This window comes from Stappia indica, assembly GCF_009789575.1.
GTDB classification, from domain to species: Bacteria; Pseudomonadota; Alphaproteobacteria; order Rhizobiales; family Stappiaceae; genus Stappia; species Stappia indica_A.
Window position 1 is genome coordinate 2173358 of sequence record NZ_CP046908.1, and the last position, 23522, is coordinate 2196879.

The 23522-nt window shown below is 68.0% G+C and carries 19 protein-coding genes; 11 read left to right on the plus strand and 8 right to left on the minus strand.

Annotated elements, in window-relative coordinates:
* Positions 1–90 precede the first annotated feature (90 nt).
* The 3 genes from GH266_RS10220 to GH266_RS10230 all read right to left on the minus strand — a co-directional run bounded on the left by GH266_RS10220 (position 91) and on the right by GH266_RS10230 (position 3813).
* Complete coding sequence (locus tag GH266_RS10220) at positions 91–2004, minus strand: propionyl-CoA synthetase (RefSeq protein ID WP_158193820.1); 1914 nt, start codon at positions 2002–2004, stop codon at positions 91–93.
* A gap of 229 nt (positions 2005–2233) precedes the next feature.
* Positions 2234–3553 carry a type II toxin-antitoxin system HipA family toxin gene (locus GH266_RS10225; protein WP_158193821.1) on the minus strand — a complete coding sequence of 440 codons (1320 nt, stop codon included), beginning with the start codon at positions 3551–3553 and terminating at the stop codon, positions 2234–2236.
* On the minus strand, positions 3553–3813 hold the full coding sequence (locus GH266_RS10230; protein ID WP_158193822.1) for a helix-turn-helix domain-containing protein: 261 nt from the start codon (positions 3811–3813) through the stop codon (positions 3553–3555). The genes GH266_RS10225 and GH266_RS10230 overlap by 1 nt, the downstream gene beginning before the upstream one ends.
* A 179-nt stretch (positions 3814–3992) precedes the next feature.
* On the opposite strand from GH266_RS10230, the gene GH266_RS10235 reads away from it, so the two are divergent.
* On the plus strand, positions 3993–4757 hold the full coding sequence (locus GH266_RS10235) for a sulfite exporter TauE/SafE family protein (RefSeq protein WP_158193823.1): 765 nt from the start codon (positions 3993–3995) through the stop codon (positions 4755–4757).
* A 110-nt stretch (positions 4758–4867) separates the two neighbouring features.
* The gene (locus GH266_RS10240) at positions 4868–6505 is read left to right on the plus strand and encodes an acyl-CoA synthetase (RefSeq protein WP_158193824.1); all 1638 of its coding nucleotides are present in this window, start codon (positions 4868–4870) and stop codon (positions 6503–6505) included.
* 122 nt (positions 6506–6627) lie between these two features.
* On the opposite strand, the gene GH266_RS10245 is transcribed toward GH266_RS10240, so the two are convergent.
* Positions 6628–6807 (minus strand): YdcH family protein, encoded by a 180-nt coding sequence (locus GH266_RS10245; protein WP_158193825.1) that lies wholly within the window; start codon positions 6805–6807, stop codon positions 6628–6630.
* Between the two features lie 416 nt (positions 6808–7223).
* Here GH266_RS10245 and GH266_RS10250 point away from each other — a divergent pair, with 416 nt between their 5' ends.
* The 3 genes from GH266_RS10250 (at position 7224) to GH266_RS10260 (ending at position 9180) form a co-directional block, all read left to right on the plus strand.
* Positions 7224–7433, plus strand: a complete 210-nt coding sequence (locus tag GH266_RS10250; RefSeq protein ID WP_158193826.1) for a YdcH family protein — start codon at positions 7224–7226, stop codon at positions 7431–7433.
* 126 nt (positions 7434–7559) lie between these two features.
* Positions 7560–8057 carry a 5-(carboxyamino)imidazole ribonucleotide mutase gene (gene purE, locus GH266_RS10255; protein WP_158193827.1) on the plus strand — a complete coding sequence of 166 codons (498 nt, stop codon included), beginning with the start codon at positions 7560–7562 and terminating at the stop codon, positions 8055–8057.
* A gap of 19 nt (positions 8058–8076) precedes the next feature.
* Positions 8077–9180 carry a 5-(carboxyamino)imidazole ribonucleotide synthase gene (locus tag GH266_RS10260; RefSeq protein ID WP_158193828.1) on the plus strand — a complete coding sequence of 368 codons (1104 nt, stop codon included), beginning with the start codon at positions 8077–8079 and terminating at the stop codon, positions 9178–9180.
* A 6-nt stretch (positions 9181–9186) separates the two neighbouring features.
* On the opposite strand, the gene GH266_RS10265 is transcribed toward GH266_RS10260, so the two are convergent.
* Positions 9187–10575 (minus strand): MATE family efflux transporter, encoded by a 1389-nt coding sequence (locus tag GH266_RS10265; protein WP_158193829.1) that lies wholly within the window; start codon positions 10573–10575, stop codon positions 9187–9189.
* 502 nt (positions 10576–11077) lie between these two features.
* On the opposite strand from GH266_RS10265, the gene rpsU reads away from it, so the two are divergent.
* Positions 11078–11305, plus strand: a complete 228-nt coding sequence (gene rpsU, locus GH266_RS10270) for a 30S ribosomal protein S21 (RefSeq protein WP_029059436.1) — start codon at positions 11078–11080, stop codon at positions 11303–11305.
* Between the two features lie 290 nt (positions 11306–11595).
* Positions 11596–12447, plus strand: coding sequence for a tetratricopeptide repeat protein (locus tag GH266_RS10275; protein ID WP_199270497.1), 852 nt, complete (start codon positions 11596–11598; stop codon positions 12445–12447).
* Positions 12448–12707: 260 nt separating this feature from the next.
* Here the strand turns inward: GH266_RS10275 and mepK are convergent, their stop codons facing one another.
* The 3 genes from mepK to GH266_RS10290 all read right to left on the minus strand — a co-directional run bounded on the left by mepK (position 12708) and on the right by GH266_RS10290 (position 18516).
* On the minus strand, positions 12708–14456 hold the full coding sequence (gene mepK / locus GH266_RS23605; RefSeq protein WP_280524825.1) for a peptidoglycan L,D-endopeptidase MepK: 1749 nt from the start codon (positions 14454–14456) through the stop codon (positions 12708–12710).
* A 341-nt stretch (positions 14457–14797) separates the two neighbouring features.
* Positions 14798–16837, minus strand: coding sequence for a L,D-transpeptidase family protein (locus GH266_RS10285; RefSeq protein WP_209001574.1), 2040 nt, complete (start codon positions 16835–16837; stop codon positions 14798–14800).
* Positions 16838–16959: 122 nt separating this feature from the next.
* Positions 16960–18516 (minus strand): sigma-54-dependent transcriptional regulator, encoded by a 1557-nt coding sequence (locus tag GH266_RS10290; RefSeq protein ID WP_158193831.1) that lies wholly within the window; start codon positions 18514–18516, stop codon positions 16960–16962.
* A 211-nt stretch (positions 18517–18727) separates the two neighbouring features.
* Here GH266_RS10290 and GH266_RS10295 point away from each other — a divergent pair, with 211 nt between their 5' ends.
* The 4 genes from GH266_RS10295 (at position 18728) to GH266_RS10310 (ending at position 23495) form a co-directional block, all read left to right on the plus strand.
* On the plus strand, positions 18728–20590 hold the full coding sequence (locus tag GH266_RS10295) for a M3 family oligoendopeptidase (RefSeq protein ID WP_158193832.1): 1863 nt from the start codon (positions 18728–18730) through the stop codon (positions 20588–20590).
* Positions 20587–21558, plus strand: coding sequence for a heme-dependent oxidative N-demethylase family protein (locus GH266_RS10300; RefSeq protein ID WP_158193833.1), 972 nt, complete (start codon positions 20587–20589; stop codon positions 21556–21558). Before GH266_RS10295 ends, GH266_RS10300 begins: the two co-directional genes overlap by 4 nt.
* Positions 21559–21651: 93 nt before the next feature.
* Positions 21652–23034, plus strand: coding sequence for an ABC1 kinase family protein (locus GH266_RS10305; protein WP_158193834.1), 1383 nt, complete (start codon positions 21652–21654; stop codon positions 23032–23034).
* A 176-nt stretch (positions 23035–23210) separates the two neighbouring features.
* Complete coding sequence (locus tag GH266_RS10310) at positions 23211–23495, plus strand: aa3-type cytochrome c oxidase subunit IV (RefSeq protein WP_158193835.1); 285 nt, start codon at positions 23211–23213, stop codon at positions 23493–23495.
* The last annotated feature ends 27 nt before the right edge of the window (positions 23496–23522 follow it).

The window sequence follows — 23522 nt, forward strand, 5'->3', positions numbered from 1 at the left end:
GCGCCGCTGCCCCTGTCGATGCGCGAGCGGCAAAAGCGTCTGGAGAACCGGGCCGCACGCCCGCGCAGGCGGCCCGTATGCGCCCGCCGCTCAGCCGGCGCCGGGCAGGCCGCGCTCCTTCAGCGCCGCGGCGATCTCGTCGATGATCGCCGGATCGTCGATTGTCGCCGGCATCCGGTACTCCGCGCCGTCCGCGACCTGGCGCATGGTGGCGCGCAGGATCTTGCCCGACCGGGTCTTCGGCAGCCGCTCGACGGTGATCGCCAGCTTGAACGCGGCGACGGGACCGATCTTCTCGCGCACCAGGGCGACGAGTTCCTTCTCGATCTCCGAATGCGGCCGGTTGACGCCGGCCTTCAGCACGACGAAGCCGCAGGGCGCCTGGCCCTTGAGCTGGTCGGCAACGCCGATCACCGCGCATTCGGCCACGTCCTTGTGGCTCGCCAGCACCTCTTCCATGGCGCCCGTCGACAGGCGGTGGCCCGCCACGTTGATGATGTCGTCGGTGCGCGCCATGATGAAGAGATAGCCGTCCTCGTCCATCAGGCCGGCATCCGCCGTCTTGTAGTAGCCGGGAAACTCCTCCAGATAGCTGGCGTGGAACCGCTCCGGCGCGTTCCACAGCGTCGGCAGGCAGCCCGGCGGCAGCGGCAGTTTGATCACCACATTGCCGAGCGCGCCCCTGGCGACCGGGTGCCCGGCATCGTCCACCACCTGCACGTCGTAGCCGGGCATGGGCACGGTCGGCGAACCGTGCTTGACCGGCAGCATGCCGAGCCCGACCGGATTGCCGACGATCGGCCAGCCCGTCTCCGTCTGCCACCAGTGGTCGATCACCGGCACACCGAGCTTGTCCTCGGCCCAGGCGATCGTGTCCGGGTCGGCGCGCTCGCCGGCCAGGAACAGGGTGCGGAAGGAGGCAAGGTCGTACTCGCCGATCAGCTTGCCGTCCGGGTCTTCCTTCTTGATCGCACGGAAGGCGGTCGGCGCGGTGAACAGGCTCACCACGTGATGCTCGGCAATCACCCGCCAGAACACGCCGGCATCGGGCGTGCCGATGGGCTTGCCCTCGAAAACGACCGTGGTCGCCCCGTGCAGCAGCGGCGCATAGACGATGTAGGAATGCCCGACGACCCAGCCGACATCGGAGGCCGCCCAGAACACCTCGCCCGGCTCCACGCCGTAATGGTTCGCCATGGTCCATTTCAGCGCCACCATGTGGCCGCCATTGTCGCGCACCACGCCCTTCGGCTGGCCCGTCGTGCCGGAGGTGTAGAGGATATAGAGCGGATCGGTCGCCTTCACCGGGACGCAAGGCACCTCGCGCCCCTGCGCCAGCGCATCATCGGTGAGAGCGCCGAAATCGTGATCGCGTTCGCCTGCCAGCGACGCCTCGGCCTGCCCCCGCTGCAGCACGAACGTGGCCTCCGGCTTGTGCCGGGACATGTCGATGGCGGCATCCAGCAGCGGCTTGTAGGCCACCACCCGGCCCGGCTCTATGCCGCAGGACGCGGCGATGATCGCCTTCGGCGTCGCATCGTCGATGCGGGTGGCGAGTTCGCGCGCGGCAAAGCCGCCGAAGACGACCGAATGCACCGCGCCGAGCCTGGCGCAGGCCAACATCGCCATCACCGCCTCCGGGATCATCGGCATGTAGACGATGACGCGGTCGCCCTTGCCGATCCCGTGATCGGCCAGCACCGCGGCCATCGCATTGACCCGCGCCAGCGTCTCCTCATAGGTGAAGACGGCCTTGGCGCCGGTGATCGGGCTGTCATAGATGATCGCCGGCTGGCCGGGGCGTCCGCGCTCCACATGCCGGTCGAGGCAGTTGTAGCAGGTGTTGCACTCCGCACCCGCGAACCACTGGCCGTAGCCGCCCATCGACGGGTCGAAGACCTTGTCCCAGGGCTTCACCCAGTCGATCTCGGTCGCGGCCTTCGCCCAGAAGGCCTCCGGATCGCGCTGCCACGCCTCGTAGACCTCGTGATAACGGCTGGCCATCTGGATGTCTCCTCCCTGTCGCTTCCGGTCCTGCCGCCGCGCGGGGCGTGCAGGCCGGACCTTGTCCCGCCCGTCGCATGCGCAGGGACCTCCTCGCCCCCGCCCGGCTGCCGGACGTCTTCGACTGCGTATCTGCCGTCACCGAAACGGGGAAGGCAAGCCTTGCGGCCCTATACATTCGGCGAATGGGAAGTTTGCTTAGGTGGGAGGGCGTCGCCCCTCAAGCAACTCACCGTTCCTGCAACAGGCGGGAGATCGCCGCAATGCGCGGCGTGGCCGCGTCCCTGACCGAGGCATGGATCCGCTCGGGAAACCCAGGCGGCAACGCCTGTTCCACCTCTTCGAAAGCGCGCTCAAACCTGCCGGCCACGTGCTCCAGCGCACGCAACGCCGTTCTTTCGGCGACACTGGCCAATCCGGCCGTCTGCAGAAAGTGCCGTGGCTGTATCTCGTCCACATGATAGTGCCGATTGCGGCCGGCAGACATGGCGAGCTTCATCTGCCGTTGCGCGATCTGGCGGGCATCCAGCAGCGGCTGGACAGTGAGGATGTCGTAGAACGGTGTCAGACGAAACGCACCGCCCGGCCTCAGAAAGAGGCTGAAGTTCTTCGCATGCCCGTCCGTTGCCCCGATCGCCCAGAAGAAGAGCTGGGCGGCCAGGAACCGCTCCTGATCCTCAAGCGGCGTATCGCTTCCCTTGAGCAGGTCGAGCACCTCGACCATGCCCGGCCCGCCGTCGCTCTGGCACTTGAGCGTCGGGGGCACCGACAGGGCCTGGCAGCAGTCTTCCTGGGGCAGCCGCAGCAAGCGGCCGTCCCGTGTTCGCAAACGGTCGAAGCGCTCGATCACCAGCGCTTTCGTCTCTCCGAAGCGGCATATCTCCGCCGCGTTGACCGAAAGCCCGAAGGCCTCGGCCAGTTTCAGGCAGTAGAACTCGTTCTCCACGCTGTCGGTGAGGTTGATCCCGCCGGGCAACACGCCGATCTGCGTCTTGAAGATATGCGTCGTCGGCGTTGTTCCATGCGGTTTCAGCCAGCGTCCGTCATGGCGCAGGAGAGCCGTCTTTTCCTGGACGCCGGCAAGCGAGATCCGGAAATCTTCGTCCCGCTCGATACCCAGCGGTGCCCTTGTAAGGTTCTGCAGGACCCGTTCGACGGCAGCCTCGTCCAGGACTTCGCCATTCGAGGGGCTGTCCTCCTTGCGCTCTTCGTCGCCGGCAACGAACTGCAGGGCCCCGACGCAATCGCGGCCGATCCGCGACAGCATGGCGAAGGCATCGATCCCCCGAGCGCCCACCGTCTCGGCCACCCGTCGGCGCAGGGCGTCGGAATCCGGCAGCAGGTTCTCGAACACCGCAAGGACCGGCTCCCCGCGATAGGCATCTTCCCGCAGAGGCAGCGACAAGGAAACCGGGACCGCCTTGGCCCGCTCCAGCCACCCGGCGTCATAGCGGAATGCAACGCCTCCGCCCGGCTCCTTCAGCAGAAGGCCGACGAGGCCTCCGTTCTGATAGACCCGCAGGGGCGGATATGTCGGTCGGCGCCCCATTATCGAAGCAGATCTTCGAGATCGTCGGCAGATGACGTTCCGGCCTCGCGCGCACCGATCCTGAAATCGAGATCGAGCGCCGCCAGGATGGCCAGCAGCGTCTCGATACGTGCAGCCGGATTGCCGGTCTCGATGAGCGAGATCGTGCCCTGCCGAAGACCGGTTCGCTCGCTGAGATCCATCTGGCTCAGTCCCCGCTTCTTGCGGGCACGCCGGATGATGCTGCCGATCTGCTTCGGACTGCGTGCAAGGTCGCTCATGCTGGCCTCCTCGCAACTTTATACGCCAAACCCGATATCCGGTAAATATATGATACAGCGTATAATCTGATTTTATACGCCAAAACGTATATCACGAAATTATACACTTTGGCGTATAGCGTTTGCTTTTCCCGGAAGGGACCTTAGTATGCCCCGCACCCTCCTTCAGGAAGCCCCCCGTGCATCCCGTCACCGACCCCTTGTTCTACGCTTTCGCCATTCCGGCGGTGATCCTGGTCGGCCTCGCCAAGGGCGGCTTCGGCGGGCCGCTGGCGCTGCTCGGCGTACCGATGATGAGCCTGGTGATCCCGCCGGTGCAGGCCGCCGGCATCATGCTGCCGATCCTCGTCGTCATGGACATGGCCGGCCTCATCGCCTATCGCGGCAAGTATGATGGGGAGAGCCTGCGCATCCTGCTGCCGCCGGCGATCCTGGGCATCGGCGTCGGCTATTTCACCGCCGCCCATGTCAGCGATGCCCATGTGCGCCTGCTGGTCGGTGCGGTCGCGGTGCTCTTCACCCTCGACTATCTGCGCGGCGGCGCCCGGCGGAGCGAACCCCGGCCGCAGCGCCCGTGGGCCGGCCGTTTCTGGGGCGCGATCTCCGGCTTCACCAGCTTCGTCAGCCATACCGGCGGCCCGCCCTACCAGATCTACATGCTGCCGCTGCGGCTCGATCCGATCCGCTTCGCCGGCACCACCGTGCTGTTCTTCACCACGATGAACGCGATCAAGCTGGTGCCCTATGCCGCGCTCGGCCAGTTCGACGCGACGAACCTCGCCACCTCCGCGATGCTTCTGCCCCTCGCCCCGCTGGCGACGCTTGCCGGCGTCTGGCTGGTGCGCCGGGTGCAGCCAGCCCTGTTCTACCGCATCACCTATCTCGCCGTCGGCGTCATCGGCCTCAAGCTCTTGTGGGACGGTCTCAGCGCCCTTCTCGCCTGAGGCGCCCTGCCCTTTCTGCGCAGTTGATCGCAAAGGGCTTTGCGGCTTTGATGGCGGAGAAACGGCGACAGCGAAAAACGCCGGCGACAGGGCACCTTCCGGAGGAACGAATGGCCGACAACGGCACCCCCTTCACGCGCGATCTCGACAAGGTCCAGGCGAACTACACACCGCTGTCGCCCTTGAGCTTCCTGGCACGGGCCGCCGCCGTCTTCCCCGGACAGACCGCCATCGTCCACGGGCGCCAGCGCGTTTCCTATGCCGAGTTCTACGCCCGCAGCCGCAGGCTCGCCTCGGCGCTGGCCGCAAGGGGTATCGGCAAGAACGACACGGTCACCGTGATGCTCTCCAACACCCCGCCGATGCTGGAGGCCCATTACGGCGTGCCGATGACCGGCGCCGTGCTGCACTCGCTCAACACCCGGCTCGATGCCGCCATCCTCGCCTTCCAGCTCGACCACGCGGAGAGCAAGGTCGTCATCACCGACCGGGAATTCGCCCCGGTGATGAAGGAAGCGCTTCAGCTGGCGGAGGTCTCGCCGCTCGTCATCGACTACGACGACCCGGAATTTCCGCAAACCGGCGAATTGCTCGGCGAGATCGGCTATGAGGAGTTCGTCGCATCCGGCGATCCCGATTTTGCATGGCAGCTGCCGGCGGACGAGTGGGACGCGATCTCGCTGAACTACACGTCTGGCACGACCGGCAATCCGAAAGGCGTCGTCTACCATCATCGCGGCGCCTATCTGCTGGCCCAGGCCAACGTCCTGACCGCCTCCATGGTCCGGCATCCGGTCTATCTGTGGACCCTGCCGATGTTCCACTGCAACGGCTGGTGCTTCCCCTGGTCGCTCTCGCTGGTCGCCGGCACCCATGTGTGCCTGCGCTGGGTCAGGGCCAAGCAGATCTGGGACGCGCTCGCGGACGAAGGCGTCACCCATCTGTGCGGCGCGCCCATCGTCATGTCGACGGTGCTCAACGCGCCCGAGGCCGAAAAGCGCGACCTTGCCGGGCGCATCGTCGAGTTCTTCACCGCCGCAGCTCCCCCGCCCGAGGCCGTGCTTGCAGCGATGAAGGAGGCCGGCTTCAACGTCACCCATCTCTACGGCCTGACCGAGGTCTACGGTCCTGCCGTCGTCAACGACTGGAAGCGCGAATGGGATGCGCGCCCCGCCACCGAGCAGGCGGCGCTGAAGGCGCGCCAGGGCGTGCGTTACGTGGCGCTGGAGGACCTGGCGGTGCTCGATCCCCAGACCATGCAACCTGTTCCCGCCGACGGCGAGACCCTCGGCGAGGTGATGTTCCGCGGCAATGTCGTGATGAAAGGCTATCTCAAGAACCCGGCCGCGACGGCCGAGGCCTTTGCCGGCGGCTGGTTCCATTCCGGCGATCTCGGCGTCATGCACCCGGACGGCTACATCCAGCTCAAGGACCGGTCCAAGGACATCATCATCTCGGGCGGCGAGAACATCTCCTCCATCGAGGTGGAGGACGTGCTGTTCAAGCATCGCGACGTGATGGCCGCCGCCGTGGTCGCAAGACCGGACGAGAAATGGGGCGAGACCCCTTGCGCCTTCGTCGAGCTGCGCCCCGGTGCGACGGTGGAAGCGGAAGAGATCATCGAGTTCTGCCGTGAGCGGCTTGCCCGCTACAAGGTGCCCCGCCATGTGGTCTTCACCGAACTGCCGAAGACCTCGACCGGCAAGATCCAGAAATTCGTGCTGCGCGAGATGGCGAAAAAGGTCTGACGCCGCCCCCCAGCCTGCCCCCGAACCAGCCGGCCCCGAAACGGCAAAAGCCGCGGCACTGCCGCGGCTTCTGCTGTTGGTGAAGCGACCGCAAGGCCCCTTCGAATGTCAATGCAACGTCTTCAGTGCAGGGTGGAACCGGAGCTAATCCGCTCGATCTCGTCCTTGAGCTGAAGTTTCTGGCGTTTGAGGGTGGCGAGCTCCAGCGAGTCCGCGCTTGGATGGCGCATCGCCTCTTCCAGTTTTCGCTCAAGATCCGAGTGGCGCTTCTTCAACTCGACCAGATGCGACTGAAGGGACATGGATAAACCTCCTTGCCTATTCGCGTTTGACAACAGGAGTGTGACACAGCCTGCCCTGCCTGTCGAACGCTTCCGCAGCCGCCCGGCCCGATTGCGAAAACGCCGTTAGCGCCGGGTTTACGCACAATTCCCCTACGTCATTTTTGCGAGGAATTCCCGGCACTCGCCCCCTGCGACACCCTGCCCCGGCCGGCCTGCAGGCCCCCTGCCTTCACCATCCTGCTCAACGGGTCTACCGCCCGGCCCGCCATCGCGGTATCCTCGGGACGAGGAGCGGTTTTGCCTTCGGGAGGAAGCATTTCCGGGCCAGGAAAGACGATCGGCTTTTCGGAAAGGCCCGGCGTTCCGCCTTGGCTCTTCCGCTGATCTTGCGGGCGTTTGCGCCGGAAGTCTGGAGTAAAGGCATGGATGCGGGCATGGACAGCGAATTCGACGACAAGACGGTGCGCATCGAGCTTGCGCGCCTGCGTCAGGAACACCGGGATCTCGACATGGCCATCGGCGCCATGGTGGAGACCGGGCGCGCCGACGCCTTGCAGCTTCAGCGGCTGAAGAAGAAGAAGCTGTCGCTGAAGGACCGCATCTCGACGCTCGAGGATCGCCTGCTCCCCGACATCATCGCCTGAGGGCTTGCCCGGCCGGCGCCCGCCGCCGTCCCGCGCCCCGCAAGCCCCTTGCGCCCTGCCCGGCTCTGCCTATAGTGCGGGGCCTTCCGGCACGACCGGCAACAGAAACCTCAGGCAGGGGCGCGCATGGGCGAGGCAAATCCGCAAGTGGCGATCATCATGGGCAGTCAGTCCGACTGGCCGACCATGAAACACGCCGCCGACACGCTGGAGGCGCTCGGCGTCTCGCATGAGGCGCGCATCGTCTCGGCCCACCGCACGCCCCAGCGGCTCTACGACTTTGCGACCGGCGCGCGCGATGCCGGCTTCAAGGTGGTGATTGCCGGTGCCGGCGGCGCCGCCCACCTGCCCGGCATGACCGCCTCCATGACACCGCTCCCCGTGTTCGGCGTGCCGATCGAATCCCGCACGCTGAAAGGCGAGGACAGCCTCCTGTCCATCGTCCAGATGCCGGCCGGCATTCCCGTCGGCACGCTCGCCATCGGCCGGGCCGGCGCGGTCAACGCCGCCCTGCTCGCGGCCGCGGTGCTCGCCCTGACCGACAGCGGCCTTGCCGAGCGGCTCGACGCGTGGCGCCAGCGCCAGTCGGACGCCGTCGCCGAACACCCTTCCGACGACGCATGACCAGCAGGAACGACGGCAGATGATCAAGACCGGCGACCGGCCTTTGCGGCCCGGCGACACGATCGGCATTCTCGGCGGCGGCCAGCTCGGCCGCATGATCGCGCTCGCGGCAGCCCCACTCGGCCTGAAGACCCACATCTTCTGCCCCGATCCGTCCAGCCCCGCCTTCGACGTCGCCCATACCCACACCATCGCCGGCTATGACGACATCTCCGCGCTCGACATCTTCGCCGCCTCCGTCGACGTGGTGACCTACGAGTTCGAGAACGTCCCCGGCCCGACCGCCAGCCACCTGGCCGCCCGCGTGCCGGTGCGCCCCGGCCCGCGCGCCCTTGCGGTCTCGCAGGACCGGCTGGAGGAAAAGAGCTTCCTGCAGGCCGCCGGCATTCCCGTCGCCGGCTTCTGGCGCGTCGACAGCGACGACGACGCGGTCGCAGCGCTTGGCCAGGCCGGCGGCAAAGGCATCCTCAAGACACGGCGTCTCGGCTATGACGGCAAGGGCCAGATCCTGCTGCGCTCGGCGGCGGATGCGCGCGACGCCTTCACCCGGCTCGGCCGCCAGGCCGCGATCATGGAAGCCTTCGTTCCCTTCGAGCGCGAGGTTTCGGTCATCGCCGCGCGCGGGGTCGACGGCACCTTGCGCGCCTATGACGTTGCCGAGAACGTCCACCGCGACCACATCCTCAAGACCTCGACCGTCCCGGCCGCCCTGTCGCCGGAACTCGCCGCGCAGGCCCGGCAGATGGCCGAGACCATCTGCGAGCGGCTCGACTATGTCGGGGTGATCGGCGTCGAGATGTTCGTGCTGCCGGAGGAAGCCGCCGGCCCGCGCCTCGTCGTCAACGAGATCGCCCCGCGCGTGCACAATTCCGGCCACTGGACACAGGACGCCTGCCAGGTCTCGCAGTTCGAGCAGCATGTGCGCGCCGTCGCCGGCTGGCCGCTGGGCAGCGCCGAGCGCCATTCCGACGTCGTCATGGAGAACCTGATCGGCGAGGAGGCCGACCGCTGGGAAGAGATCCTCGCGGAGGCCGGCGCCTCGCTGCATCTCTACGGCAAGGCGGAAAGCCGCCCGGGCCGCAAGATGGGCCACGTCAACCGCATCCGTCCGCTGAGGGCTTGAGAGCCCTCAGAGCAGGCCGATCCTCTCGCGCAGCGCGAAGCGCCACATGACGAGGACGGAGACGAAGGCAAGGCCCGCCGCCAGTCCCAGCCAGATGCCGATGCCGCCGAGGCCCAGCGGGAAGCCGAGGACATAGGCGCTGGTCATTCCCACGCCCCAGTAGCCGACGATGGCCATGATCATCGGCACCTTGGTGTCGGACAGGCCGCGCAGCAGGCTGCCGCCGATCACCTGCGCCCCGTCGAAGACCTGGAACAGCGCGGCGACCGCCAGGAAGCCGACGCCGATGGCGAAGACATTCGCCGCATCCGGATTGTCGAAGTCGAGGAACAGGCCGACCAGGGTGCCGGGGATCACCCAGAACGCGACCGCGCAGGCGCCCATGAAGGCCATGCCGATGCCGAAGCCCGTCCATCCCGCGCGCCCGACGCCGGGCCGGTCGCCGCGTCCGGCCGCAAGGCCGATGCGGATCATCGCCGCCTGGCCGATGCCGATGGGCACCATGAAGGTGATCGAGGCGAGCTGCGTCGCGATGCCGTGGGCGGCCAGGTCGATGGTGCCGATCCAGCCCATCAGCACCGACGAGCCGGAAAACAGCGCCACCTCGACCAAGAGCGTCACGGCGATGGGCCAGCCCAGCTTGACGATCTCGGCCAGCTTCGGCCAGTCCGAGCGCCAGATCCGGCCGAACACGCCGTAGCGCCGCAGCTGCCGGTCGTACAGCACATAGCCGACGAGCAGCAGCAGCGTCACCGTCGCGGTGATCACCGAGCCGATGGCCGCGCCCACCAGCTCCAGCCGCGGGAAGCCGAAATGGCCGAAGATCAGCACATAGTTGACCATGGCGTTCAGCACCGCGCCGGCGATGGTCGCCCACAGGACCGCCTGCGCCCGCTCCATCACGGTGACGAAGCTGCGCAGCGCCATCGTCAGCAGCGAGGGCAGCAGCGTGACCATCATGATGCGGGCATAGCCGCCGGCCAGCACTGCGACTTCCGGCTTCTGGCCGAGCGCGATCAGCAGCTCCTCGGTGTGCCACATCACGGCCCAGGCCGGCACGGAATAGAAGGCGACGAACCAGAAGCCCATCCGCACGGCCCGGCGCAGCTCGCGCACCTTGCCCTGGCCGCGCGCCTGCGCCGCCAGCGGGATCACCGCCTGCAGCACGCCCATGCCGAAGAGCCACAGGACGATATAGAGGTTGAAGGCCAGAACGGCGGCGGCCAGCTCGGTCGCGCCCAGCCAGCCGATCATCAGCACATCCGCCGTGTTGACCGCCATCTGCGCCACCTGCGCTCCGGCAATCGGGGCGCCGAGCGCCAGAGTCGGCAGGATGTCGCCGCGCCAAAGGACGGAAAACCGGCCGGCCGCGCGGACCGGAGACGTATCGTTCATCCCATGCACTCCGGGAGTGCCCGGAGCTCACACCGGCGCGTCGACACCGGGCGGAGCTCGGCACGACGCAGCCAGGTCCCGCACGGGCAAAGGACTTGGACACCGGGTGACGCGTCGCCACAAAGGGGCGAAAACCGCGCCAACAACCGGGAAACCTTCCTAGTCGCTCATTACAACCCTGTCCAGAAAAACCGGCCTCTTTCTCTTGCCTCCGCCGCGCGGAAACCCTATGACGATGCGGGCCGGGAACGGCCTCTGCAAAGCCTCGAAACAGTGCATTTCGCGGGTGAATGCAGGTGGACAAGCGCGGTCGCCTCTGCTAACACAACGCCCTGACTGGCGACGCGAGGGCGGCGCAGCCTTGTCTTTGTGCAGGTTGCAGCCCCTTCCCGGATGGCAACCGGTTCCGGTTGCGGTTCGACTTCGCTTCCGCATCACATTGAGATTGCTCCGGCACAGGATGCAGGTCCGCATCCCGTGCAAACACGATGGGAAAAGACGCGTGCAGGTTCTGGTCCGCGACAACAATGTCGATCAGGCGCTCAAGGCGCTTAAGAAGAAAATGCAGCGCGAAGGCATCTTTCGCGAGATGAAGCTTCGCGGCCACTACGAGAAGCCGTCCGAGAAAAAGGCGCGCGAGAAGGCCGAGGCCGTTCGCCGCGCCCGCAAGCTGGCGCGCAAGCGTGCCCAGCGCGAAGGCCTGCTGCCGAGCAAGGCTCCCCGCCGCTAAACGGCCCGGCGCGAACCGTCTCGCGCTTTCTTCAGCCGATCCCTTCGGGTCTTTCGCCTCCTGTTCCGGGCCGACGCGTCCGGCATGGAGGCGAAGCCGTTTGAGCCGGCGAGGATCGCCTGGGAGCAGCTGCCGCCTGGGCGGCCGGCCTTGCCGCGGCAATCGGCGGATCGCCGGGTTTCCGCCCGAACCGGCTGACACCCTCACCCGGGTGGATCGCGGCGGGCGATCATGCCATTGTCCCTGCACGAACCCCGTGGCGAGGACTGGACCAACCGAGGTGGCCGGCATTGCATAAGGCGAAGTTTCGACCCGATCCCTGGAAGGGCATCATCCTTTCCGCAGCTCTGCTCGCGGCAGGCTGTCAGGCTGCTGGCCTGTCTTCCGGTGTTCCGATCGACCGCTCGGCCGGCTCCGCCGCCAATATCGATTCGCTCAACGCGGTGATCGAGGCGAACCCGCGCGATGCGGCCGCCTACAACACCCGCGGCATCGCCTATGGCCAGGCCGGGCGTTTCAAGGAATCGATGGCGGATTTCGACACGGCGCTGCAGCTGTCGCCGAACTCGTATCAGGCCTATGCCAATCGTGCGCTGGTTCATCGGCGCATGGGCAACATCAACGCCGCCGTCAACGATTACAGCGCCGCCCTGCGCATCAAGCCCGACTACGACCTTGCGCTGGTCGGGCGCGGCAATGCCTATCGCGAGCTCGGCCGCGACGACCAGGCGCTCGCCGATTTCGATGCGGCGATCCGGCTGGATTCCAGCAATGCCCGCGCCTACCACAATCGCGGGCTGATCCACCAGGCGCGCAGCAACCACCAGCGCGCCGTCGAGGATTTCGCCACCGCCATCGGTCTCGATCCCAATGCGGCCGAGCCCTATATCGCGCGCGGCATTTCCTATCTCGCCCTCAACGATCCCAAGGCGGCCCTCTCGGACCTGTCCGACGCGGTCAATCGCGACCAGCGCTCGGCCATCGCCTGGGCCAATCGCGGCATCGCCCTGGAAACGCTCGGCCAGGCCAGCGACGCGCGCCGGTCCTACAACCGGGCGCTCGGCATCGACGCGTCCAACGAGATCGCCCGCGAGGGCATCGGCCGGCTCGACCGCGGCTCGCCCAACGTTACCCACAGCTGACGCGGGCGGGCACCCGCCCGCCTCCTGCGTCCGCCGACGTTTCCCTCAAAGACCTCCCCCCAAGCCGCCCGCCCGCCTGCGCCAGCAAAGCAGGCCGTGCCTTGTGCGCGCCTTGCCTGCGCCCAGCAGCGCCGCGTCGCCGCCTCTCCCGTCCACCACCCACCAGGGCAAAACCCTCAAAGACCGCCGAACGCAAAACGGCCGGCAGCGATCTCCTCGCTGCCGGCCGTTTCGGTGTTTTTGGGGGTCCTGCCGGTCGCTCAGTTGAGCGAGACAACCGGAAGCAGCACCACTGCCGGGCCTTCGAACCGGTCCGGGCGCGGCATCTCGCCGTCACGCGCGGACACGCCGAAGCGGTTGGCATAGACCCGGCCGCCCGGTGCCATCAGCAGTTCCAGGCGACGCTGGTTCGGATGCTGCAGCTGGGCGAAGGTCCGGGTGCGGGTGTTGGTCAGGCCCGAGATGATGTCCGGGATTGCCGTGCGGTCCGGCAGCGCCGCGAAGCGGGCCAGCGGATCGCGAATCACCGGCTCGGGCAGGCGGCCGGACACGGAGGCCTGCCGTGCGGCTGGGGCCGCGGAGGCGGCCGGCGCCCGCGTCTGTGCTGCGGTGGAGGTGCCGAGCGCGGAGGCCGAAGCGGTGGCCGGCGCATAGGCCAGCGTCGCCCCGGCAATGTCCACCTGCGGCTTGCGGCCCGGCTGGACACCGGTTGCCGCAGCGATGGCCGACACGCCGTCGGCAGGTGCCGGGCGCGGACGTGCGGCGGCGAGCGGCGCGCCGGTGGCGGCCTCGATCGGGCCCTGGCGCAGCTCCGCCGGCTTGGCAGGCGGTGCAATGGAGGCAACGGTGATCGGCGCCTGCGCGGCGGGCGTCTCCTGCGCGGCGGCGACGCTGGTCGCCTCCACGGCCGGGAGACCGCCGGCCAGCCTGCGCGCCTGGGCATCCAGCGTGCCGCCATTGCCGGCGCCGGCTGCCGCGGCGACGATCGCCGGGAAGTCCTGCGGCTTGAGGCGCGGCATCACCTGGACGATGGTCACCTGTTCGCTGGCCGGGGCGGGAACCGGGGCCGGAGCGTCGGCCGACCTCACGCCCGGGGGCGCCTCGGCGGGAACGGGAGCGGCCGCTGCCGGAGCAGGAGCCGGAGTTGCGCTGGCGACCTGCGTGCGGGTCACCGGCGCCGGCGGCGTCGGCTGCGCCGAGACATCCTCGCCCTCGTCCTCGTCGCCGCCGAAGATGCGGGCAAAGAGGCTCGGACCGCCGGAGCTCGCGCCGCCGGTCGGACGCCGCGTGATGCCGCCATCCTCGATATCGCCCGAACGGCGCACCGTTCCGGGCGACGCGCTGGCCACGGCCGTCGGACGGCTGGACGCACCGCCCTTGTGGCGCGCCAGCGCCTGGGCATATCCCGGCATCTTCTTGCCGTCGGTGGGAACGTGGATGGTATCGCCGCGCGGGAACACCTTGGCCAGCTGCGAACGGGTCATGCGCGGCCAGTGGCGCACCGAGCCGGTGTCCATGTGCACGAAGGGCGTGCGCGAGGTCGGGTAGAAGCCGACGCCGCCGATCTCCTTGCGCAGGCCGATGGCGCGCAGCTTGGAAATGTTCACGCCGGGGATGAAGAAGTCCATCGCCTTGCCGCGCGTGTGCTGGCTGTTCTTGGCGACGCCGCGCGAGCGGCCGCGCAGCATGTTGTTGGTCGCCGGCGAGCGGTAGGAGGAGACGACGTGGATCGCTTCGTTCGTGCCGGCCTGCTGGTACACTTCCCAGATGAGATCGAAGAGCTGCGGATCCATCTTGGTGCTTTCGTTGCGTCGCCAGTCCCGCAGGAACCGGTTCAGCTCGCGAAGCCCCTCGGAGACGTAGCGGCCGTTGCGCTTGAACGTGATCGACACGCGCTCATGCGTATGGGTGTTGTACAGCTTCAGCGTCCGCGTCTCCGCAGACGCAGGAGACAGCGACATGGGCGACAGCAGCGCCAGGGCGAAAGCGGCAAGCGCCAATGCTGGCAACGCGCGATATCGCAGCCGGGAAAACCATGCCTCGAGCAATGTCAGTCTCGCTTGTTTGCCGGCGGTTCCGCCGAACATCGCCCCCCGTCGGACTGATGTAAGGGACCGAGGTTAAGAAGCCTTTACCGTATTCCGAAATGAGCGCAAATCGTGGCAATTGCGCATCATTGTCGAAAAAAATGCCGGTAGGCGGCCTTTTCCCTCATGTGTGGCCCGTCCGTCAAGGGCAGCAGGCCCCTGCGCACCCGCTCGAACGGCGCGCAAGGGACCATCAAGAGACGATTCAGGCGCCGCCGGAACGACTCGCCTGCACGATTTTGGCACGATTTTTTCAGATCTCGTCAGTAGTCGGAGTTCGCCCGCTGGCGACGCATGAACATGCGCTGGCGCTCCGCCGCAAGGTCGACGACCTTCTGCTTCCTGGCAGGCTCGGCCTGCGCCACCGCAGGGCGCGTCCGCTTGACCGGAACCGCCACCGCAAAGCGCTGCCAGTCTTCCCAGCCGTCGATCTCCAGCGCCTTGGTCAGCGTCGCGTTGTGGCCGTAGATGTCCGGCCGGCGCTGCAGCTTGCCGTTCTCGTCGACGAAGGCGGTGAAATAGGCAAGGTGCACCGGCACCGGCCGGGTCAGGTCCGCCCGCTTCTCCTGGCCGCCGATCATCGACTTCAGCCGCGCCGCGGTCCATTCGCCGTCCATCTGCAGCAGGGCATCGGCGAAGTCGAACGGATCCTGCACGCGCACGCAGCCATGCGAGAAGGCTCGGGCAGAGCGGGCGAACAGGCTCTTCGACGGCGTGTCGTGCAGGTAGACCGCGTGCCGGTTGGGGAACATGAACTTGATCTGCCCCAGCGCATTGCCCCCGCCCGGCCGCTGGCGGATGCGCACCTGGTTGAGGTTGACGCCAGACCAGTCGACCGAGGACGGATCGACGACGCGCCCGCCGGCCAGCACCTCGTAATTGCGCTGCGACAGATAGCTGGCATTCGACCTGATCGACGGCAGCAGCTCTTCCGAGGCGATGGAATAGGGCACGTTCCAGTAGGGATTGACGATGACGTGGTCCATCACGTCGGAAAAGACCGGCGTCTGGTTCGACGGCTTGCCGACGACGACGCGGGTCTCGTAGACCTGCGCCCCGTCGCGGAACAGCCGCGCCTTGAACTCGGGGATGTTGACGAAGATGTGGAAGGCGCCGAGGTCGCGCGGCATCCAGCGCCAGCGCTCCATGTTGGCGACGATGTCGCTCTCGGCCATGCCGTCGTCGGAGACCGCGTTCAGCGCCAGCAGCGTGCGCGGGCCGACGACGCCGTCGGCATGCAACCCGTTCTCGCGCTGAAAGGCGAGCACCGCCTCCTTCACCCGCGCATCGAACAGCTCCTCCGCCAGGACTTCGCTCTCGGCAGCCTCGCTCGCCGCGCCCTCGCCGGCAACGGTCGCATCTGCCACGGCTGCATCTGCCACGGACGCGTCCGCAACAGCGTCCTCGGCGGACACCGCATCTGCAACAGCATCCTCAGCAGACACCGCGTCCGCAACAGCATCGGCAGCCGCCTCGGCCTCTGCCGGCGCCTCGGCGGCGGTTTCCACCGCCAGCCCGAGACGGGCCCGCAGCACGGCAACGCGCGCATCGCGCATGCCTTCCTTCAGCGTCGCCCCCTCCGGCACCATCGGCGGCGTCTCGTCCTTGCCGCGCGCGCGGATCTCGGCCAGCGCCTCACGCAGCGCCGCAAAGCCCGGCTGCGGCGGGTTGTAGCCCGCAAGCGTCGCCGCCGGATCGGCGGAGGCGGCAAGGGCGGCCAGCACCTCCTGAGGCTCGGGATGCACCGGGTCCAGCGTCACGTTCCTCGACAGGGAGACCGGCTGCACGCGCCCGGCCTGCGCGTGATCGGCATAGGCAAGGGCCGCGGCCGACAGCAGCGCCTCGAACCGCGCGGCCCGCGCCTCGTCCATGCGTCCGGCCGAGCGGGCCAGATCGCCCGGCAATGCGTAGTCGGCAACCTTCAGCCCGTCGCGGTCGGCCTGCGCGAGACGCGCCACCAGCCGCCGCGCCTCCAGCGTCGGCACGCCGTCGGCGACCCACAGCGGCTCGTGGCCGCGTGCGGCGTAGAACTCGTCCAGCTGCTTGCGCCGCTCCGCGCTCATGAAGGGCAGCGCGTTGTCGGTTTCGGAAAGTCCGGCTCCGCTCTCCAGCAGCACGGCAAGCGCCGGTTCTGGCAGCGGCTCGGGCAGCGGCGCGGCAATCGCGGCCGGCGTCTCGGTATCCGTCCCCGCACCGGAGATCGCTCCGGTCGTTGCCAGCGCCGGCAGCGCGCTCGTCAGCATCAGGCCGGCAAGGGTGGCTGCGGCGATGCGGGCCGGGCGGAAACGAATGCTGCGGGCCATGAAGCTCTTCCGGTTGCCCCACACGGGCGAACCGCGCCCATGCCGAGGTGATTCTGTCGTGTGAGGGCCCAGCAAGCCGCCTGGGTTCCGTCAATGCAAGTCACGTTGCGTCACGGGCAGCGCTACTCGGCCGCCTCCGCATCAGGTGTTGCATCGAGGCCATAGTCCTTCAACTTCCGATAGAGGGTCGAGCGCCCTATCGACAACCTGCGCGCGACTTCGGTCATGCGCCCGCCATAGTGGTCGATGGCAGTGCGGATCATCTCCGCCTCCACGTCCTCCAGCTTGCGCACATGGCCATGATCGTCGAGCGAGCGCATGTAGCCGAAGGGCGTCGCCCCCCCCGCCCCGCCCTCGTTGAGGGCGACACCGGCCGTCTCCGGCGCGCGCGCGGCGGTCTCGTCTCCGCTTTCCGCTGCCGGCCCCGCCTCGTGCGAAAGGACCGGCCGTGCGATGGCGCTCCGCGATGCGGCCGGCAGGCTGCCGACGCTCGCCTGCACCTGCGGGAAGTCGTCCGCAACCAGATGGTCGCCCTCGCACAGCACCACGGCGCGGAACACCGCGTTCTCCAGCTGGCGGATGTTGCCCGGCCAGTCGTAGGCCTGCAGCATGGCGACCGCGTCCGGCGAAACGGTCGAGATGTGCGGGCGCCCCTCCTCCGCGGCAAAGCGCGCCAGGAAGTGCCGCACCAGGTCGGGAATGTCCTCCGGCCGGTCGCGCAGCGGCGGCAGCCACAGCGGAAAGACGTTGAGCCGGTAGTAGAGGTCCTCGCGGAACTGGCCGTCCTTGACCAGGTCGATCAGCCGCCGGTTGGTCGCCGAGATCAGCCGGAAGTCGACCTTCACCGGCCGCCGCGAGCCGATCGGGTCGATCTCGCCCTCCTGCAACGCGCGCAAGAGCTTCACCTGGATGTCGAGCGACAATTCGCCGACCTCGTCGAGGAACAGCGTGCCGCCATGCGCCTCCTGGAACTTGCCGACATGCTTGTCGACCGCCCCGGTGAACGCCCCCTTCTCGTGGCCGAACAGGATCGATTCCACCAGATGCTCGGGGATCGCGCCGCAATTCACGGTGATGAAAGGTTTGGCCCGCCGCTCGCTGGAGCCCTGGATGGCGCGGGCGATCAGCTCCTTGCCGACGCCCGATTCGCCCTCGATCAGCACCGGGATATGCGAGGTGGCCGCCCGCCGCCCGACGCGGATCACCCGCTCCATCGCGTCGGACCGCGTGACGATGTCGTCGAAGGAGAAGGTGCCGCTCGCCTGCTTGTGGATGCGGGTGATCTCGCCTTCCAGCGCCGACATGCGCATGAAGGTGCGGATCGCCACCTCCAGCCGCTCCGGCGACACGGGCTTCACCACGAAGTCCTGCGCCCCGGCGCGGATCGCGTTGACCGCCGCATCGATGCCGGCATGCGCCGTCTGCACGATGATCGGCACGGTCTTCTTCATCTCGCGAAGCTTGGCGATCACGCCCATGCCGTCGAGCTCGGGCATCACCAGGTCGAGGATCACGAGATCGACATCGCCGCCCTCCGCCGAGGCCATCATCGCCACGGCCTCCGCGCCGTTCTCGACGCTGCGCGCCCGGTAGCCGAAGCGCTTGACCGCTTCCTCCAGCAGGCGCCGCTGCACGGGATCGTCGTCGGCGATGAGGATGCGTCCGCCTGTGGGGATCATGCGTTCGCCTGCCTTTGTTCGGAACTGTCTCAATTCGGGTCAGGCTATCCGTGCACCGGTAAACAAAATGTCCACATTTGCCGGCGCGCGGCCTCTTCGCCCCGCCTTTAGCCGTTGCCCTTCACCGACAATCCACAATATCCAAGGGGCAGGACGATACGGTGCGAGTTGGCGCCCGGACACGAGACCACGACACGAAAGCGGAGACCTCATGACGCACGCGACAGGCTGGACACAGGCACGGGGCGCACAGGCACGCGGGGCCCGCTCGGCGGCGGAAGGCGGCAGCGCGGCGAGCGAACTGGGCACCCTGCCGGAGTGGAACCTCGCCGACCTCTATCCCGCCCATGATTCCCCGCAGGTCGCGGCCGATCTCGCCCAGGCGGCACGTGACGCGAGCGCTTTCGAAGAGCGCTACAAGGGCAAGCTCGACGAGATGGCCCGCCGCTCCGGCGCGCAGCTCGCCGGCGCCATCCGCGAGATGGAGGCCCTCGACGACCTGATGGGCCGTCTCGCCTCCTATGCCGGCCTCTTCTATTCGGGCAACACCACCGACCCGGTCCGGCAGAAGTTCTACGGCGACGTGCAGGAGAAGCTCACGACGGCCAGCACCCACCTGATCTTCTTCGCGCTGGAGCTCAACCGCATCGACGACGCCGTGCTCGACGAGGCCGCCCGCGATCCCGAGCTCGGCCACTACCGCCCCTGGCTCGACGACATCCGCAAGGCCCGCCCGCACCAGCTGGAGGACCGCATCGAACAGCTCTTCCACGAGAAGTCGGTGACCGGGGCCGGCGCCTGGAACCGGCTCTTCGACGAGACGATGGCGGGCCTGCGCTTCGATGTCGACGGCACCGAGCTGTCGCTAGAGCCGACCCTCAACCTGCTGCAGGACGCGGACGGCAGCCGGCGCGAGACCGCTGCCAAGGCGCTGAGCAAGACCTTCCGCCAGAACCTGCCGGTCTTCACGCTGATCACCAACACGCTGGCCAAGGACAAGGAGATCTCCGACCGCTGGCGCGGCTTCACGGACATCGCCGACAGCCGGCACCTGGCCAACCGGGTCGAGCGCGAGGTGGTCGACGCCCTGGTCGAGGCCGTGCGCGAGGCCTATCCGGCCCTCTCCCACCGCTACTACGCGATGAAGGCCGGCTGGCTCGGCCGCGATGTGCTCGATTTCTGGGACCGCAACGCGCCGCTCCCCTCCGCCGACAACCGCCGCATCCCCTGGGACGAGGCGCGCGACACCGTGCTTGGCGCCTATGGCCGCTTCTCTCCGAAGATGGCGGACATCGCCCGCGACTTCTTCGACAAGGGCTGGATCGACGCGCCGGCGCGCACCGGCAAGGCGCCGGGAGCCTTCGCCCACCCGACCGTGCCCAGCGCTCATCCTTACGTGCTGCTCAACTATCAGGGCCGCACCCGCGACGTCATGACCCTGGCCCATGAGCTCGGCCACGGCGTCCACCAGGTGCTGGCCGCGCCGAACGGCGCCTTGATGGCGCCGACGCCGCTGACGCTGGCCGAGACGGCGAGCGTGTTCGGCGAGATGCTGACCTTCAAGGCGCTGCTCGGCCAGGCCGAGACGCCGGAAAAGCGCAAGATCCTGCTGGCCGGCAAGGTCGAGGACATGATCAACACGGTGGTCCGGCAGATCGCCTTCTACACGTTCGAGCGCAAGGTCCATGCGGCCCGCCGCGAGGGCGAGCTGACTTCGGCCGACCTGTGCGAATTGTGGATGTCGGTGCAGACGGAGAGCCTTGGCCCGGCAATTCGCCTCGGCGAAGGCTACGAGACCTACTGGACCTACATCCCGCACTTCATCCACTCGCCGTTCTACGTCTACGCCTATGCCTTCGGCGACTGCCTGGTGAACTCGCTCTACGCGGTCTACGAGGACGCCGAGGCCGGCTTCCAGGACAAGTATTTCGCCATGCTGTCGGCCGGCGGCACCAAGCACCATTCGGAGCTGCTCGCCCCGTTCGGGTTGGACGCCACCGACCCCGCCTTCTGGCGCAAGGGCCTGTCGGTCATCGCCGGCTTCATCGACGAACTGGAACGGCTCGACGCATGAGCGGGATCACGGGCGGGGGGCGGGATCGCCCCTCCCCCGCCGGCCCGCCCTTTTCCCATACGCCCTATGACGGCTCGGCCCGGCCCTTCAGCGTCGGCCTGCAGCCGCTCGACCTTGCCGACTGGATCGAGCCCGACGCGCGACTTGCCGAACAGCTGGACGAGAAGGAACGCTTGCTCGCCGGCGGCGGCGAGGCTCCCGTCCTGCTTGCCGAGGACGGAACGCGAGACGCCCAGCAGGAAGTGCTCGACCTCCTGGCTGCGCACCTGCCGCAGCGCTTTCCGGATCTTTATCGCCGCGAGGGTGAGGCGATCCGCATCCTGCCCGCCGGGCGCACGGTTTCGTTGTCCGGCGACGACGACATCCCGCTTGGCCGCGCCGCCTCCCTGGTGCAGGAAGACCTCATTCTCATGCGCGCCTCGCCGCAGGGGTATCGCCTTGCCGCCGGCGCGCTCTGCTTTCCCTCGTCCTGGTCGCTCGCTGACAAGTTCGCCCAGCCGATGACCGCGATCCACGAGACGGTGCCCGGCTTCAACGACGGGCGCATGGGGCCGATGGTCGCACGCATCTTCGACAATCTTCCCGTCGACCGCCCCAGCTGGCGGCTCAACTGGTCGCTCTATACCGGCCCCGCGCTGCACCGCCCCTTCCCCAAGCGGATCGCCGCGGACGGCACCGATCCGCACCGGCTGGCGCGGGACGAGGCTGGCGGCCTGCATGTGCGGGTCGAGCGCCAGACCCTGCGCCGCCTGCCGCAAAGCGGCGATATCCTCTTCACCATCCGCATCCACCACGACCCGGTCGCCGCATTCGCGCGCCACCCGCACGGCGCGCAGCTGGCGCTCGGCCTGCGCCGGCAATTGCTGGAGCTCGACACCGCCCAGACCGCCTACAAGGGGCTGACCGCCGACCGCGACGCCATCGCGGAGGCGCTTGGAAGGCTTGCCGCCTCGCTCGCACCCGAATGAGGCCGCCACTGCCCCGGCCGGATCGATCCACTATATCTGTCGGAACGTAGCAGCAGTTCCGGACTTACCGTCCCGCAACCGGCCGAGGCACGAATGAGCACCCAACCACCCCGCGACCGCGAGCAGAACCGCCTGAGCGCCCGCGTCGGCCGCTATGCCCGCGTCGGCGCCAACATGAGCGGCCTTGCCGCGAAGATCGCCGGTGCGCGCGTCTTCGGCTACACCATCGACAACGAGAAGCAGGCGGCGGAGCTGGCCGCCGCCCTCGGCGGGCTGAAGGGCCCGTTGATGAAGGTCGCCCAGCTCATCTCCACCATTCCCGACGCCATCCCGCCCGAATATGCCGCCGAGCTGGCGCAGCTGCAGTCCGATGCCCCGCCGATGGGCTGGGCCTTCGTCAAGCGGCGCATGTCGGCCGAGCTCGGCCGCGACTGGCAGTCGCGCTTCGCCAGCTTCGACCGCGAGCCCTCGGCCGCTGCCTCGCTCGGCCAGGTGCACCGGGCCCGGGCGCAGGACGGCGCCGATCTTGCCTGCAAGCTGCAATATCCGGACATGGCCTCGACGGTGGAGGCGGACCTGCGCCAGCTGTCGCTGCTCTTCTCCGTCCATCGCCGCATGGGACCGGCCATCGACACCAGCGAGATCGCCCGCGAGATCGGCGACCGGGTGCGCGAGGAGCTGGATTACCGGCGCGAGGCCCGCCACATGGCCGCCTATGCGCAGATCTTCGCCGACGAGCCGCGCATCCGCGTGCCAGAGGTGCGGCAGGAGCTGTCGACCGGGCGCCTGCTCACCATGTCCTGGCTCGACGGCCGGCCGCTGCTGAGCTTCAGAGACCATCCGCTGGAGGACCGCAACCGCCTTGCCGAGGTCATGTTCCGCGCCTGGTGGCACCCGTTCAGCCATCACGGGCTGATCCATGGCGACCCGCATCTGGGCAACTACACGGTCTTCACCGACGGCGATGCGCCCGCCGGCATCAACCTGCTCGACTACGGCTGCATCCGCATCTTCCCGCCCGGCTTCGTGCGCGGCGTCGTCGATCTCTATCGCGGGCTGCTGCATGGAGACGACGATCTCGTCGTCTCCGCCTACGAGCGCTGGGGCTTCCGCGGCCTTACCCGCGAGCTGATCGACATTCTCAACATCTGGGCCCGCTTCATCTACGGCCCGCTCTTGAACGACCGGGTCCGCTCCATCGCCGACGGCATCAAGCCGGCCGAATACGGCCGCAAGGAAGCCTTCCGCGTCCATCAGGCGCTGAAGGAGAAGGGGCCGGTGACGGTGCCGCGCGAATTCGTCTTCATGGACCGGGCGGCCATCGGCCTTGGCGGCGTCTTCCTGCACCTGAAGGCCGAGCTGAACTTCTTCCGCCTGTTCAACGAGCAGATCGACAATTTCGAGCAGGAGACCGTCGCGGCCCGCCAGGCGGCCCTGCTGGAAGGGGTCGGCCTCACGCCGTCGGTCGCCGGCTGATCCGGCCCGCCCGAACCCTGCTGTGATATGGCCGCGACCGGTCTCAAGGTCGCGGCGCGACTGCCCATCCCCCAGCGTGTCCCCCAGCTTGTCCCGCAGCGCAAACTGCGCGTTGCCCGAGGGAAGCTGTCTGCTATAAGTACGCCAAACATCCACCCTGGCTACGAGAGGGATCCATGGCAGACCACAACGCTCCGTCGATGGACTACGCAGAGCACGAGCGCACCTATAACGGCTTCATCAACTTCTCGAAGGTCGGCACCATCGCCTCCCTGAACGTGATGCTGTGCCTCCTCCTCTTCACGTTCGGCGGCGGCGCCGGCACGTTCTTCGGCTGGATCGCGCTGATCGCGACGCTCGCCGCGGCGGCCGTCGGCCTTGCCACCGGCGCCAAGGGCTGGATCCCCTCCGCCGTGGTCTTTCTGATCACCGGCCTGATCGCGATCGTGACCGCCGCCTGACCGGCTTTTCGACGGTCGCAGATTTTT

Excerpts from the sequence above, each read along its gene's own strand:
- GH266_RS10220 (WP_158193820.1), bottom strand. The coding sequence starts at position 2,004 with ATGGCCAGCCGTTATCACGAGGTCTACGAGGCGTGGCAGCGCGATCCG.
- GH266_RS10225 (WP_158193821.1), bottom strand. The coding sequence starts at position 3,553 with ATGGGGCGCCGACCGACATATCCGCCCCTGCGGGTCTATCAGAACGGA.
- GH266_RS10230 (WP_158193822.1), bottom strand. The coding sequence starts at position 3,813 with ATGAGCGACCTTGCACGCAGTCCGAAGCAGATCGGCAGCATCATCCGG.
- GH266_RS10240 (WP_158193824.1), top strand. The coding sequence starts at position 4,868 with ATGGCCGACAACGGCACCCCCTTCACGCGCGATCTCGACAAGGTCCAG.
- GH266_RS10245 (WP_158193825.1), bottom strand. The coding sequence starts at position 6,807 with ATGTCCCTTCAGTCGCATCTGGTCGAGTTGAAGAAGCGCCACTCGGAT.
- GH266_RS10250 (WP_158193826.1), top strand. The coding sequence starts at position 7,224 with ATGGACAGCGAATTCGACGACAAGACGGTGCGCATCGAGCTTGCGCGC.
- purE (WP_158193827.1), top strand. The coding sequence starts at position 7,560 with ATGGGCGAGGCAAATCCGCAAGTGGCGATCATCATGGGCAGTCAGTCC.
- GH266_RS10260 (WP_158193828.1), top strand. The coding sequence starts at position 8,077 with ATGATCAAGACCGGCGACCGGCCTTTGCGGCCCGGCGACACGATCGGC.
- GH266_RS10265 (WP_158193829.1), bottom strand. The coding sequence starts at position 10,575 with ATGAACGATACGTCTCCGGTCCGCGCGGCCGGCCGGTTTTCCGTCCTT.
- GH266_RS10285 (WP_209001574.1), bottom strand. The coding sequence starts at position 16,837 with ATGGCCCGCAGCATTCGTTTCCGCCCGGCCCGCATCGCCGCAGCCACC.
- GH266_RS10290 (WP_158193831.1), bottom strand. The coding sequence starts at position 18,516 with ATGATCCCCACAGGCGGACGCATCCTCATCGCCGACGACGATCCCGTG.
- GH266_RS10295 (WP_158193832.1), top strand. The coding sequence starts at position 18,728 with ATGACGCACGCGACAGGCTGGACACAGGCACGGGGCGCACAGGCACGC.
- GH266_RS10300 (WP_158193833.1), top strand. The coding sequence starts at position 20,587 with ATGAGCGGGATCACGGGCGGGGGGCGGGATCGCCCCTCCCCCGCCGGC.
- GH266_RS10305 (WP_158193834.1), top strand. The coding sequence starts at position 21,652 with ATGAGCACCCAACCACCCCGCGACCGCGAGCAGAACCGCCTGAGCGCC.
- GH266_RS10310 (WP_158193835.1), top strand. The coding sequence starts at position 23,211 with ATGGCAGACCACAACGCTCCGTCGATGGACTACGCAGAGCACGAGCGC.